The sequence below is a fragment of the uncultured Empedobacter sp. genome (genome assembly GCF_937930195.1).
Taxonomy (GTDB): domain Bacteria; phylum Bacteroidota; class Bacteroidia; order Flavobacteriales; family Weeksellaceae; genus Empedobacter; species Empedobacter stercoris.
Map to the genome: position 1 here is coordinate 1 of NZ_CALGVK010000166.1, position 13,064 is coordinate 13,064.

At 31.1% G+C, this 13,064-nt stretch carries 16 protein-coding genes; 7 read left to right on the forward strand and 9 right to left on the reverse strand.

Annotated features, from left to right (window positions below; all coding sequences use genetic code 11):
* The 4 genes from Q0616_RS09545 to Q0616_RS09560 all read left to right on the forward strand — a co-directional run.
* The coding region (locus tag Q0616_RS09545) for an alpha-amylase family glycosyl hydrolase (protein WP_298776756.1) at window positions 1-2,740 on the forward strand (2,740 nt) is incomplete at its 5' end.
* Between the two features lie 366 nt (window positions 2,741-3,106).
* Entirely contained in the window at window positions 3,107-3,493 is a 387-nt protein-coding gene (locus Q0616_RS09550) for a sialidase family protein (protein ID WP_349678966.1), read from the forward strand.
* Window positions 3,487-3,690 (forward strand): sialidase family protein, encoded by a 204-nt coding sequence (locus tag Q0616_RS09555; protein WP_225532379.1) that lies wholly within the window; start codon window positions 3,487-3,489, stop codon window positions 3,688-3,690. Before Q0616_RS09550 ends, Q0616_RS09555 begins: the two co-directional genes overlap by 7 nt.
* Entirely contained in the window at window positions 3,677-3,844 is a 168-nt protein-coding gene (locus tag Q0616_RS09560; RefSeq protein WP_225532378.1) for a sialidase family protein, read from the forward strand. The genes Q0616_RS09555 and Q0616_RS09560 overlap by 14 nt, the downstream gene beginning before the upstream one ends.
* A 53-nt stretch (window positions 3,845-3,897) precedes the next feature.
* On the opposite strand, the gene Q0616_RS09565 is transcribed toward Q0616_RS09560, so the two are convergent.
* From Q0616_RS09565 to Q0616_RS09580, 4 genes are all read right to left on the reverse strand, one after another.
* Entirely contained in the window at window positions 3,898-4,614 is a 717-nt protein-coding gene (locus Q0616_RS09565) for a TIGR00730 family Rossman fold protein (protein WP_225541772.1), read from the reverse strand.
* A 70-nt stretch (window positions 4,615-4,684) separates the two neighbouring features.
* The gene (locus Q0616_RS09570; RefSeq protein WP_171622851.1) at window positions 4,685-5,389 is read right to left on the reverse strand and encodes a Bax inhibitor-1 family protein; all 705 of its coding nucleotides are present in this window, start codon (window positions 5,387-5,389) and stop codon (window positions 4,685-4,687) included.
* A 59-nt stretch (window positions 5,390-5,448) separates the two neighbouring features.
* Window positions 5,449-6,135, reverse strand: coding sequence for a nicotinamide riboside transporter PnuC (pnuC, locus tag Q0616_RS09575; RefSeq protein WP_188319572.1), 687 nt, complete (start codon window positions 6,133-6,135; stop codon window positions 5,449-5,451).
* A gap of 84 nt (window positions 6,136-6,219) precedes the next feature.
* Window positions 6,220-6,849, reverse strand: a complete 630-nt coding sequence (locus tag Q0616_RS09580; RefSeq protein ID WP_225538917.1) for a 4'-phosphopantetheinyl transferase superfamily protein — start codon at window positions 6,847-6,849, stop codon at window positions 6,220-6,222.
* 74 nt (window positions 6,850-6,923) lie between these two features.
* Here Q0616_RS09580 and ahcY point away from each other — a divergent pair, with 74 nt between their 5' ends.
* Both ahcY and Q0616_RS09590 read left to right on the forward strand, forming a co-directional pair.
* Window positions 6,924-8,237 (forward strand): adenosylhomocysteinase, encoded by a 1,314-nt coding sequence (ahcY, locus tag Q0616_RS09585; protein ID WP_286484290.1) that lies wholly within the window; start codon window positions 6,924-6,926, stop codon window positions 8,235-8,237.
* A gap of 161 nt (window positions 8,238-8,398) precedes the next feature.
* The gene (locus Q0616_RS09590) at window positions 8,399-8,974 is read left to right on the forward strand and encodes a hypothetical protein (RefSeq protein WP_188319571.1); all 576 of its coding nucleotides are present in this window, start codon (window positions 8,399-8,401) and stop codon (window positions 8,972-8,974) included.
* 22 nt (window positions 8,975-8,996) lie between these two features.
* Here Q0616_RS09590 and Q0616_RS09595 read toward each other — a convergent pair whose 3' ends face one another.
* Window positions 8,997-9,623, reverse strand: a complete 627-nt coding sequence (locus Q0616_RS09595) for a hypothetical protein (RefSeq protein WP_284584252.1) — start codon at window positions 9,621-9,623, stop codon at window positions 8,997-8,999.
* A gap of 158 nt (window positions 9,624-9,781) precedes the next feature.
* Here Q0616_RS09595 and Q0616_RS09600 point away from each other — a divergent pair, with 158 nt between their 5' ends.
* Window positions 9,782-11,107: an aspartyl protease family protein gene (locus Q0616_RS09600; RefSeq protein ID WP_171622857.1), complete on the forward strand. Its 1,326-nt coding sequence runs from the start codon at window positions 9,782-9,784 to the stop codon at window positions 11,105-11,107.
* 20 nt (window positions 11,108-11,127) lie between these two features.
* Here the strand turns inward: Q0616_RS09600 and Q0616_RS09605 are convergent, their stop codons facing one another.
* The 4 genes from Q0616_RS09605 to Q0616_RS09620 all read right to left on the reverse strand — a co-directional run bounded on the left by Q0616_RS09605 (window position 11,128) and on the right by Q0616_RS09620 (window position 13,002).
* A complete protein-coding gene (locus tag Q0616_RS09605; protein ID WP_298776768.1) occupies window positions 11,128-11,766 on the reverse strand; it encodes a hypothetical protein in 639 nt (212 codons plus the stop codon).
* Window positions 11,756-12,259, reverse strand: a complete 504-nt coding sequence (locus tag Q0616_RS09610; RefSeq protein ID WP_225541766.1) for a sigma-70 family RNA polymerase sigma factor — start codon at window positions 12,257-12,259, stop codon at window positions 11,756-11,758. The genes Q0616_RS09605 and Q0616_RS09610 overlap by 11 nt, the downstream gene beginning before the upstream one ends.
* Window positions 12,260-12,264: 5 nt before the next feature.
* Window positions 12,265-12,525, reverse strand: coding sequence for a hypothetical protein (locus tag Q0616_RS09615; RefSeq protein WP_171622860.1), 261 nt, complete (start codon window positions 12,523-12,525; stop codon window positions 12,265-12,267).
* A 69-nt stretch (window positions 12,526-12,594) separates the two neighbouring features.
* Entirely contained in the window at window positions 12,595-13,002 is a 408-nt protein-coding gene (locus Q0616_RS09620; protein WP_188319570.1) for an NUDIX domain-containing protein, read from the reverse strand.
* Window positions 13,003-13,064: the final 62 nt, after the last annotated feature.

Here is a 13,064-nt window from a genome sequence, read left to right on the forward strand (position 1 = left end):
AACAACTCCTTCACCACCCGAAGCAAACCAAGCAGTTGTAATAAACTTCGATAAAACAGGAACAGGTCTTGCCAATTATTCAGGAGATATTTATGCGCATACAGGCGTAACTATTGATGGAAAACAATGGGAAAATATAATTGAAAGTTGGGGAAATAATACCACTCAACCCAAATTAACTTTCGTTTCTGGATCAACCTACAAATTAGAAATCCCTACATCTATTTATCAATTCTATGGAGTTGATACTTCTAAAAATATTACAGCAATAGATGTTGTTTTTAGAAGTGCAGATGGAAAACAACAAACTACGAATCTTTCTATTTCGGTAGGTTCTTTCAAAGTTACTTTAACTAATCCGCTCGAAAATTCAATTACAAATGTTTCTTCAGGATCAAGTTTTAACATCAAAGCGATAGCTACAAAATCTGCTAATTGGACATTATCTGCTAACGGAACTCAAATTGATGCATTAAATAATTCAACATCTTTTGATAAAAATTATACCATTTCACAAAATCAGAATTACACGTTGAGTGCTACTTTTAATGGTCAAACAATAAGCAAATCTTTTACAGTTAATATCAAACCAACAGTGAAAGATGTAGCTATTCCATCTAATTTACATGAAGGAATTAATTATTTGAATAATGATTTTACAAAAGCATATTTGGTTTTATACGCTCCACAAAAAGAGTTCATTCATGTAATCGGAAGTTTCAATAATTGGCAACTTTCTGATCAATATGTGATGAATCGAGATACAACTAACAAGGATTTATATTGGATTGAATTATCTAATCTTAAAGCAAGTGAAATCTATACGTTTCAATATCGAACAAGTGATGGAATCAAAACTGCAGATCCTTATTCGACTTTAGTTTTATCGCCTTATGATGATCCGTATATTACCGCAGCAACTTACCCAAATATGCCTGTATATCCTACTGGACAACAATTTGAAGTTTCGGTTTTACAAACAAATCAAGCAAAATACAATTGGAAAGTTTCAAATTTCAATCGCCCAAATAAAGAGAATTTGATGATTTACGAATTATTAATTCGTGATTTCAATTCAACAAAAACATGGCAATCTTTAATTGATGATTTTGATTATTTCAAAAAATTAAACATCAACGCAATCGAAGTTATGCCCGTAATGGAGTTTGAAGGAAATATTTCTTGGGGTTATAATACAGCTTATCATCTTGCTTTGGATAAAGCTTATGGACCAGCAGATAAAATGAAAGAGTTCATCGATTTGTGTCATCAAAATGGAATTTCAATCATTTTAGATGTTGCTTTAAATCATGTTTATGGTCGATCTCCGTTGGTTAGAATGTGGATGAATGATCCCGACAATGATGGTTTTGGAGAACCAACTACTACAAATCCTTATGTTAATCAAACCTCAAAACATAGTTACAATGTTGGATACGATTTAAATCATCAATTAACACCAACTCAAAATTATGTACAACGTACATTAAAACATTGGATTGAAGAGTTCAAAATTGATGGATTTAGATGGGATTTAACAAAAGGATTTACACAAAATTGTACACCTTCTGATGAAACTTGTACAAACGGATATCAAGCTGATCGTGTAGCAATTTTAAAAAAATATGCAGATATGCAATGGACAATTGATCCGAATTCCTACATCATTTTTGAACATTTAGGAAATAATGGTTCAGCACAAGAGGAAACAGAATGGGCGAATTATCGCATTAACGAAGGTAAAGGAATTATGCTTTGGGGTAAAGCGACTAATAATTTTAATCAAAATACAATGGGATATGCTTCGGATAGTAACTTTGATTGGTTGAAGCATACTGTAAAAGGTTTTACGAAAAAACATTTGGTTGCCTACGCAGAAAGTCATGATGAAGAAAGAATGATGTACAAGAATTTACAATATCGTGCATCATCAGGAACTTATAATGTAAAAGATTTAAAAACTTCTTTAGAAAGACAAAAAGCTTTAGGTGCCGTTCTATTTACGATTCCTGGTCCTAAAATGTTGTGGCAATTTGGAGAATTAGGATATGATTATTCGATCAATCATTGCGAAGATGGAACAAATAATGACGGATGTCGCACCAATCCAAAACCTATTCCAAGCGAAATTGGTTACTTAACAAATGCCGATAGAAAATCTGTTTATGAAGTTTGGTCAAAAATTATTGGTCTTAAATTAAACAACAAAGTTTTCGAAACTGATAATTATACAATTACATCTGGAGATTTAAAACCGCGTATTCAGATTACAAATAATTTATTATCGTCGTCTGATTTATATGAGGTAATTGTTATTGCAAACTTCACAACAAGCACTCAAGCAATTGCGCCACTTTTTCCATTTACAGGAAATTGGTACAATTTGATGGACGAAACAACGCTGAATGTCACCAATACAAATTCATCATTTACAGTTAATCTAAATCCAGGTGAATTTAGAATTTTCGGGAATGCAAAAGCAAATTTATCAACAGATAATATTGAGGTTAATTCAGAAAAAATCTCTGTAACTCCAAATCCAGTTTCTTCCTCTTTTTCATTAAATATTAATTCAGAAAAAGTAAAAATTTATGATTTATCAGGAAAGTTGGTCAAAGAATTTTCAGGAAAATTTTCAGCAATACATCAATTTAACATCAAAGAATTACCAAAAGGTATTTACATTCTTGACATTGAAGCTAAAAATCGAAAATCGTCGGCGAAACTGATTAAAAATTAATTTCAAAAAAAGCCATTAAAATTCGTTTTGATGGCTTTTCATTTTCACAAATCGTTGAAAAATCAATAACTTGTCGGTTAATTTACACCATGACAAAAAAGAAAAATTCTACTTGCCATTTTTTCCTTCGCTTATACGCTGGGATTTGCCCAAACCAACAAACAAGTTTTATTTACAATCAAAAATCAATCGGATGTCAAATGTTATCGCATTCAGAGTATCATTACATCAGCAAAAGGAATATTGATTGCGGCAATCGACGAGCGTGTTCCAAATTGTGGCGATTTACTTTACAATCCTAATATCAATATTGTGATTAGGAAAAGTGATGACAAGGGAAAAACATAGTCAGCAATCAAGCGAGTTATCGATTTTCCAGATCAAGAATCTGCTTCTGATGTATCAATGGTTTTGGATGAAAAGACAAAAGAAATTTATCTTTTTTACAATTACATGAATCATAAAATTGCGAAAAATGAATTTCGATTACATTTTGTAAAAAGTGCTGACAATGGAGAAACGTGGTCAAAACCTGTTGATATTACGGACCAAATTACGCCAACGGAATGGAAAAAAGATTTTAAATTCATTACTTCTGGTCGTGGCGCATACACAAAAGAAGGTTGGATTTTGAATACATTGGTTCGATTGAAAGACGGTGTTTACGTATTCGGAAGTAAAGATCATGGAAAAACGTGGGAACGAATTTCGAGTGTTGCAGAAAAAGCTGACGAAACAAAAATTGGATGTTAAATGCGCGCATTCAAAATGCTGGTTTCCGTAAAATATTTATCTCAAAAGATCAAGGAAAAACATGGACTTCTAAAATGGATGAACAATTAATTGATCCAACTTGTAATGCTTCGACATTGGTTTTAGGAAAAGATATTGTGTTTAGTAATTTGCATGATTCAAAAGATAGTCAAAAACCTGGGATTGAAAGTAAGTAGAGATCAAGCGAAAACATGGAATTTTTTCAAAACTATAGAACCAAATTCTTCGGCTTATTCCGTTTTAACGAATATATCAAAAAATAAAATTGGTATTTTTTATGAAGCTAATGATTACCAAGATATGGTTTTTGAAGTAGTTGATTTAAAATAAATTCAATCATAAAAATATAAAAAACCTCATCAAATGATGAGGTTTTTTTGTGCTTAAAAATTAAGCTTGATATTATATTTTGCATAGAAATTCTGAATGTGACCAACCGCCTCTTCTGCTGTATCAACTAAACGGAAAAGATCTAAATCTGTTTCAGAAATATAACCATCTGCAATCACTCGATCTCTAATCCAATCAAATAATCCAGACCAATATTCAGTACCAACCAAAACGATTGGGAAACGACCTGTTTTCTTTGTCTGAACTAAAGTTAATGCTTCAAACAGTTCATCTAATGTTCCGAAACCTCCTGGCATTACGATGAATCCTTGAGAATATTTTACAAACATCACTTTTCGAGCAAAGAAATAATCAAAATTTATTTCATATTCACGGTCAATATATTTGTTCAATTCTGTCTCGAAAGGCAATGTAATTCCTAAACCAACAGATGAGCCTCCTCCTTTTTGAGCACCTTTATTTGCAGCTTCCATAATTGCAGGTCCTCCTCCTGTAATAACACCAAAACCTATTTTAGTTAATTGATAGGCAATTTCCTCTGCTAATTGATAATAATGATTTTCTTTTGATGTACGTGCCGAACCAAAAATAGAAACACAAGGTCCAATTTTTGACATGGCTTCATAACCATTTACAAACTCTGCCATAATCTTGAACAATGCCCAAGAGTCATTTATTCTAATCTCGTTCCAATCTTTTGGTCGAAACGGAGATTGTATTCTATCTACTTCTTTTTCTTTATTTGTCATAGTATTTTAATAAAAAGAACCGTAACAAAAATGCTACGGTTCAATATACAAATTTATTGTTTGTTTCTGTTTAATCTCTGCTCATAAAAATTCTTAAAATATACCAGAATAGTAACATTAATGATGCAAATAACGACAATGCTGCTGCAACATATTGTTGTGTTCCAAATTCATATTTTAGTTGATGCGTATTGTATAATATTGCACCACCTGCTAATGCACACATTCCTACTGAGAACCATAAGCCTAAATCGAACCCAAATAACATCCCAGCAATTATCAAACCAATTGCTAAGAAGAATCCAATTGTTAACGCTCCTTTTAAAACAGAAAAATCTGCTTTTGTAAAAAATACGATAGCTGATAATCCTACAAATAATCCTCCTGTCACAACTGCCGCTTGTTTTATAACGTATGTTCCGCCATAATGTAATGCGATGTAAAGCATTGGAACAAAAATTAAAGCTTCTGCAATTATATACAATAAGTAACCTAAGTATTGTTTTGATTTAGAAATCGAACCATAAGCCATTTTTTGTGCGACCCAAGTAATTCCCATAAATCCAGCCAATAGAATTAACCAAAGATATCCTGAAGTTAAACTTAACATAAAGCTGACTAAAGCTTCTGATTTCAACATCAAAGATTCGATTAATACAAATACTAAAACTCCTCCTGCAACATGTCCATAGGTATGTTTATAAAAATTTGCTCTTTCTGCACTCGTTGCTTCTGCAACCAATTGGTTTTGTTGATATACGTGTTGATCTTCCATATTTTTTTAGGTAAAATTTTTGATAAATAATTAATGCTAAAATAATAAAATAAACTTATTTACTCGCTCACTATTTTTTGGTAATTTTTAATAGATTTAATCCAATCAATTAGTCCAATAATCGATAAAACTAACAAAACAATATACTGAAATGATGTAATCACAGCTCCTTTATGAATCATCAGTGGAATCATCACCAAATCACCAATTATCCAAAAAAACCAATTATCAATTTTTCGTCTTGCCATCATCCACATCCCAATCAAAAAGATGGCTGTTGTCGATGCATCTATAAAATCTATTTGAGTATAATGAAATTGACATTGATTGATAAAACTTGTGTCAAATCCATTCTGAATAACTGGACGGAAATAATAAATCGTCAGAATAAACAGAAAACTCAATGCAAACAAAATCGTTGCATACAAATATTCTTTTTTCGAAGCCCACGAAACATCGACATGTTTATGATCTTCTTCAAGATTTTTTTGCCACAAAATCCAACCATATATTGCCATCGATGTATAATAAAAATTGATTATTGTTTCGCCATACAATCCCCAATTAAAAAATAAATAGATAAAAATAAATGTCGAAATAATAGTGGTCGGATAAACCAATATATTACGTTTGTAGGTATAATAAACGGAAATAATCCCAAATAGAGTTGCAATAGTTTCGAGCAAAATATTCAACGAAGAATACGTTTTATAAGGCGCAAAAATATAATCAATAAAATCGTTCATGGTTAATGTGTTAATTCGCTAATTTGAGAATGTGAGAATAATTTTTGAGTTTCATAAGTCGTAATTCTAATTTCGCATTTCGATTTATTCATAATCCAGTACCCAAACCAAATAATATTCTCCAATCATTTTATAAAACGCATGGTATTTTCGAGATTTTATCTCATCAGAAATCCAACAAATAATTTGATTATTTTCTACTAATTCAAATTCTTCTACGCGATAATGATTCAGAAAATTCCAAAGATTTCCACCATTCAATTTGTACAAACCTTCTTTCATTCCCCAAATTACATGCAAATATTCAATTTCATGCTCTTGCGGAATCCAAGCGATTTCATCTGGACGCGCAAATTTGTGTTTAATGTTTAAAATTTTTCTTGGTCGAGCCAATTCAATATCTATCCCAATATTATATTCGCTCACGCCAACAGAAACCAATCCATAGGAATGCGTGATAGAAATTTCTTTATTTGTAGGTAAAAAAGGTTTTCCTCTTTCGTCATAATTTACATCATAATCCAAGTCCAATTTCTTTAGACAAGCGCGCAAACCAAGATATTCTCTGGCCTGTTTAGGTCGAAGATTATTATATTTTTCCATCCTATAATCCTCTAAATGAAGATATTCTAACAATTCTTCATTCGATTCTGTTACATTCCACGTAATAATGCGGGTATGTTTAAAATCGTTAATATAATCGATAACGGGCATTTTATTAATCGAAATTTGTTTGTAAATTTGTTCCTTATAAACTTTAAAAAAAAGTTAGTTAAATATATCAATTGATGGATACAAAAACGCAATACATTCCATACAAAGTTAAAGATATTTCTTTAGCTGAGTGGGGAAGAAAGGAAATTACGTTGGCTGAGGCAGAAATGCCTGGGTTAATGGCTATCCGTGAAGAGTATAAAGCTGCTCAACCTTTGAAAGGTGCTCGCATTGCAGGTTGTCTACACATGACAATCCAAACTGCAGTATTAATCGAAACGTTAGTTGCTTTAGGAGCTGATGTTACATGGTCGTCATGTAATATTTTCTCTACACAAGATCACGCTGCTGCTGCAATTGCTGCTGCTGGGATTCCTGTGTATGCTTGGAAAGGGATGAACGAAGAGGAATTCGATTGGTGTATCGAGCAAACATTATTTTTCGGAGAAGATCGCAAACCATTAAACATGATTCTGGATGATGGTGGAGACTTAACGAATATGGTGATTGATCGTTACCCAGAATTGGTTGCTGAGATCAAAGGATTATCAGAAGAAACAACTACGGGTGTACACCGTCTTTATGAAAGAATGGAGAAAGGTACATTGCCTATGCCTGCAATTAACGTAAATGATTCTGTAACAAAATCTAAATTCGACAACAAATACGGATGTCGCGAATCTGCAGTAGATGCTATTAAACGTGCTACTGACTTGATGATTGCTGGTAAACGTGTTGTAGTTTGTGGTTTTGGTGATGTTGGTAAAGGTACAGCGGCTTCTTTCCGTGGCGCTGGAGCAATTGTTACAGTAACAGAAATCGACCCTATTTGTGCTTTACAAGCATCGATGGAAGGTTACGAAGTAAAACGTTTAGATACAGTTGTTGCAAACGCTGATATCGTAATTACGACGACTGGTAACTTTGGAATTGTACGCGCAGAGCATTTCGAAAAAATGAAAGACAAAGTTGTTGTTTGTAACATTGGTCACTTCGATAACGAAATCGACATGGCTTGGTTAAACGCTACTTACGGATCTACAAAAGAAGAAATCAAACCTCAAGTTGACAAGTACAACATCAACGGAAACGATATTATCGTTTTAGCTGAAGGTCGTTTAGTAAACTTAGGATGTGCAACAGGTCACCCTTCTTTCGTGATGTCAAACTCTTTCTCTAACCAAACTTTAGCTCAAATCGAGTTGTGGACTAATTCATCAGCTTACGAAAATAAAGTATATACTTTACCGAAGCATTTAGATGAAAAAGTTGCAGAATTACACTTAGCTAAATTAGGAGTAGAATTAGAAGTTTTATCTCAAGAACAAGCAGAATACATTGGTGTAACGGTTGAAGGACCATATAAACCAGAATATTATAGATATTAATTAATTTTAATTTAGATTTTTATTTGAAGAAATAACACACTTAACTATATGCCCTCGCCCTGAACAAGCGAGGGCTTTTTTATGCATAGAAAATTAAGCTCAACAATTAATTCTAAAAAGATTATCTTTAAAATATTATTGAATAGTTTTTATTACTGATTATGATTAAAAAATACATACAGCTTGGATTTGTATTAATTGGAGGCACTTCACTTTTTGCACAAACAGATAAACCTTCGGAAATATTTTGGAAAAACCTCGAAAAACATTGCGGTAAAGCCTATGAAGGAAAATTAGCTGAACACATAAAACGTGATGATTTTGCTGGTAAAAAATTAACGATGCATGTTAAAAGCTGTTCAGAAAACGAAATAAAAATTCCGTTCAATGTGGGTGATAATTATTCACGTACATGGATTTTGACTAAAAAAGATGGAGTCATTACACTAAAACACGATCATCGTCACGAAAATGGAACTTCAGAGTCGGTAACTTTTTATGGTGGAACAAATACCAATTATGGTTTTAAAGATTTCCAGATGTTTCCTGCCGACCAAGAAACAGCAAGTCTTATAGATTATGCTTCAACAAATATTTGGTGGATTACACTTGATGACAAAACATTTAGTTACAATTTGCAAAAACCTGGTTCTAAAGTACCATTTAACGTTTACTTCGATTTAACAAATGAAATTGAAACACCACCCGCTCCTTGGGGTTGGGGAACACCACGATAAAAAAGAGCTGATTAGCTCTTTTTTATCGTTTAATTAATATATCTGTATTTATCGCTGGCGTTATTCCCAAAGGCGTTTTCTGCCATTTATCCGAATCTTTAGTTTTGTACAAACATTTTGCTAACAACGCTGCGCTAAGATATATTGGTGACTCAAGTTTTGTTAACAATTCTACTTTTATGTAGAAATTTCCTTTATGTTTAATATTATAATCTCTCAAATCATAAGTAAAAATATCATCCTGCTGACTTCCTTTTTTAACTACAATATTAAAAGGATTTTCTAATATCGTTTTATCTGGACGATTATCTAAATCACTAAATAAATCTACTTTTACAATAACAGAATCAACTTTTAATGGATAACTGAAATTAAAATTTATTCGTTGAAAAGTAAATTCTTTATTAGGTGCACTTATAGGGATAGCAATTTGTTTTATATATTTTGGTAAAGAATCTTTTTTAAAATTAATATCTGAATTCAAACCAACTTGTACAGTCTTAGTCTTAGTATCTGATCCAACTCTTTTTAATTTAAACTTAGATTTATCATACAAAATCGTTTCGTGCAATTCTATCGTATCTTTTTTATAATCTTGTGCATTTGCAAACGTTATAAAACATAAAATAAGGAAGTAAATTTTTGTCATCTATTTGGTTTTTAAATTATTATCAATTTTATAAAATATAGATGTTCAAAACTCCCAAAGGTTACACAACAACATGTTAAAGTTTTGTTTCAATTCTTAAGATTTAATCCATATTTGCATTCTTTTTTTGCATAAATTTAATAGATACAATCAGTTGAATGCTATTTAGATTTTACATCATCGTATTTTTATTCTTAAATTTCTTGCATATTCATGCACAAGAAAGTGGACTTATTTTATCCGAAAAGATTAAAAAAGAAAAAATTCATTTTCAATTTATCAAAAACTTAGTCATTGTTCCAGTAACATTCAATAATCAACCGATGAATTTTATCATTGATTCTGGTCTAAAAGAAACCATTTTATTTAGCCAATTTGATCAAACAATTGATAAAAAAGATATTCAAACTATTACACTAAAAGGTTTAGGAAAAGATGCGAAAGACACCAAGGGGTTTTATTCAAAGAATAATAAATTAGCCGTTGGCAATCATTATTTAGCTACTAATGCCAATATTATAATAATTCAAGACGAAAATTTTAATTTATTTTCTCGTTTAGGAATTGATGTTCATGGGATTATTGGTTCAGAATTTTTTAAGAATCATCCAATCGAAATTGATTATGCAAAACAAAAAATCACAATTTATGCGACGATAAAAGAGGTTAAAAAATTAAAGAAATATCAATCAAAAGCGTTAGAAATTAGCACAGAAAACAAACCGTTTACCTCAATTGATTTTTTTTATGAACGTGAATTTACTGATCAAAAAATGCTCATAGATATTGGTAACAGTGATGGGTTGTGGTTATTCAAGAATGAAATTAAAAATTTAGCTCCTTTAAACCATGCGTTTGATGATGAATTAGGAAAAGGATTCAATGGAATAATTAACGGTGAACGTGGCACAATTACGTCTGTAAATCTCGGAAAATATAAACTGCATTATCCTTTGATTGCTGTTCCTGATTATGAATCTATTCAATACATTAATCTCAAAAATAACCGAAAAGGATCTTTAGGGAATGAGGTTTTAAGACGTTTTTCAATTATTTTAGATTACCGAAATAAAACATTTTATTATAAATCGAACCGAAATTTTAGAGATGCTTTTCATTATAACAGAAGTGGTTTGACGATTATTCATGATGAGTTTGAATGGAAAAATGAAAAAGTTAATGTTGATTTTCAACAACGCTCAGCTTCCGAAACCAACACTTTTTCTCCTCAAAAAGTAAATTATCAAATCGTTATGAAACCTGTTTACAAAATAGAATCTGTTCGAAAAAATTCGAATGCAGATTTGATTGGTTTAAAAGCAAATGATCGATTAATCAAACTGAACGGAAAACATGTGAATAACATGAGTTTGAATGATATTGAAAATTTTATGAAACAAAATGAATTCCAAGAAATTTCGGTCGAAATCCTCAGAAATAATCAATCACTTGTTTACAAATTTGTCTTGGAAATTCCGTATTAAAAAAAAAGAGTAACATATCGCTACTCTTCTAATTGGTTTAAAATCTCTTTAATTAATTTTAATCTACTACCATAATATATTACATACATGTAATATAAAAGCCCTCCTACAAATACAATTGAAAAAACAATTAATAATAATAACCAAATAAAAAACTTGGGATTAGAATTAAATGTTTCAGAAAAATTCATTAACTGTGCAAAATATTTTTCTGAATTCCCAAAAGAAAACAATATAAAATATAGTCCAATTCCATTTGGCGTAGCTATTATTGTTGTAATAAAATACGTATCTAAAGCATACTTTAGTTCATAATAAACTTTCATTAACAACTCTTTCGACGAGTTAATTTCATAATCTTTTGAGATTTTATAAAAATGATAAAAACGTAAATATGTAACTATTGCTGCTATTAACAAATAAAAAATAAAGAAATAATAGAAAAATGTAACTACTCCATTAATCTTATATATTGGGACTATGGGTATCACGAAAAGGAAAGCAAATGAAATAATGGTTATTATTAACTCAGTTTTTATCTTTTTTCTTAAGTCTTCAAATATATTATTTGCTGTATTTAAATTTTTCAAATCCTTCTGAATCTTCACATCTTCTGAAGACTGATTATCCCATTGTTTTTGTAATTCATCAAAATTCATAGCCGTATTTTTTTATAATAATTTGTAGTTTATCTTTTGTACGATTCAGTTTTACGCGAGCATTTCCTTCAGTAATTCCTAAGTTTGCACCAATTTCTTTGTGACTTTGTCCTTCTAAAAAAAGAAAAATTAAGGCTTTTTCTACTTTATTTAATTCGTGAACAGCTTTGTAAAACAACTCAAGTTGCGTCTCTTTTTCGCGAGAATCTACCTCATCTACACGATCTATATTTTCTATAAATGTGTGAGTATCCGTCTTTTTCTTTTCTTTTTTGAAATAAGTTAAAGCCGTATTCAGTGAAACACGATACATCCAAGTCGAAAATTGTGAATTTCCCTCAAACCGTTCAAATGATTTCCACAACTGCAAAACAATTTCTTGCATCAAATCATTCTGATCATCAGCATCATCCATATACATCTTAGCGACTTTGTGCAAAATCCCTTTGTGTTGTTCGATTAATTCTAAGAAATAAGTCTGTTTTGCCCTCAAAATTGTTATTTTATTTGTTTCAAAACAACTTGTTCGTTATCGACAAAAAGAATACAATTTATTCTGAAAAAATCTGAAAACAATCTAACTTTAATTTTCAACTTCTCTTTCGTCATTGTAAAAAGATGACCTTCTAAATTAGATGCAAATAGATTCTGCTTTAAATCTTGTAATTGTCCGTTTACAACTAATTTTTCTCCAGAAAACCAATTATTCTCAATTCTAATTACATTATGCTCAAAAGTTGCTTCCCAAATAGATTTCATCGCCAAATTATTCTAGTGTTTACAAGTTAGTAGACATAAAATAAAAACGTTACAGAATTTTTTGAGTTTTTAGCATTCCATTTCCAACCATATAGGCAAACTAAATTCTTCTAACAAATGAGCCAATTGATAATCTGTGTAGTTTTCTTTCGTTATCCAAGCCATTTCTTCTATCTCAGAAGCAATTTTAAGCGTTTTTAACGACTTCAATTTCACATGAAAAACATTTGCATGTACTTCTGTGTTTTTCTCGTTAACGGCAACAGAAGTGTGTTGTCCTAAAAACGAAACATCGTGCAGTAAAATATCGATATTAATTTCCTCTAAAAATTCGCGCCGAAGTGTTGCTAATAATTCTTCACCTTTTTCGCGTTTACCTCCAACCATCTGAAAAAATTTCGAATTCTTTTTTCGAACAGCAAGCATTCTACCCTCTGCATCTGTTACCAATGCATTGACCAAATATATATGATTCATGTTATGCGTTATGCGTTATGCGTTATGCGTTATGCGTTATGCGTTATGCGTTATGCGTTATG

What these genes read in the sequence shown, in the direction of transcription:
- pnuC (WP_188319572.1), bottom strand. Translation starts at nt 6,135, where the DNA reads ATGAACGATTTTATTGATTATATTTTTGCGCCTTATAAAACGTATTCT.
- Q0616_RS09595 (WP_284584252.1), bottom strand. Translation starts at nt 9,623, where the DNA reads ATGACAAAAATTTACTTCCTTATTTTATGTTTTATAACGTTTGCAAAT.
- Q0616_RS09570 (WP_171622851.1), bottom strand. Translation starts at nt 5,389, where the DNA reads ATGGAAGATCAACACGTATATCAACAAAACCAATTGGTTGCAGAAGCA.
- Q0616_RS09565 (WP_225541772.1), bottom strand. Translation starts at nt 4,614, where the DNA reads ATGACAAATAAAGAAAAAGAAGTAGATAGAATACAATCTCCGTTTCGA.
- ahcY (WP_286484290.1), top strand. Translation starts at nt 6,924, where the DNA reads ATGGATACAAAAACGCAATACATTCCATACAAAGTTAAAGATATTTCT.
- Q0616_RS09590 (WP_188319571.1), top strand. Translation starts at nt 8,399, where the DNA reads ATGATTAAAAAATACATACAGCTTGGATTTGTATTAATTGGAGGCACT.
- Q0616_RS09605 (WP_298776768.1), bottom strand. Translation starts at nt 11,766, where the DNA reads ATGAATTTTGATGAATTACAAAAACAATGGGATAATCAGTCTTCAGAA.
- Q0616_RS09620 (WP_188319570.1), bottom strand. Translation starts at nt 13,002, where the DNA reads ATGAATCATATATATTTGGTCAATGCATTGGTAACAGATGCAGAGGGT.
- Q0616_RS09600 (WP_171622857.1), top strand. Translation starts at nt 9,782, where the DNA reads ATGCTATTTAGATTTTACATCATCGTATTTTTATTCTTAAATTTCTTG.
- Q0616_RS09580 (WP_225538917.1), bottom strand. Translation starts at nt 6,849, where the DNA reads ATGCCCGTTATCGATTATATTAACGATTTTAAACATACCCGCATTATT.
- Q0616_RS09555 (WP_225532379.1), top strand. Translation starts at nt 3,487, where the DNA reads ATGTTAAATGCGCGCATTCAAAATGCTGGTTTCCGTAAAATATTTATC.
- Q0616_RS09615 (WP_171622860.1), bottom strand. Translation starts at nt 12,525, where the DNA reads ATGAAATCTATTTGGGAAGCAACTTTTGAGCATAATGTAATTAGAATT.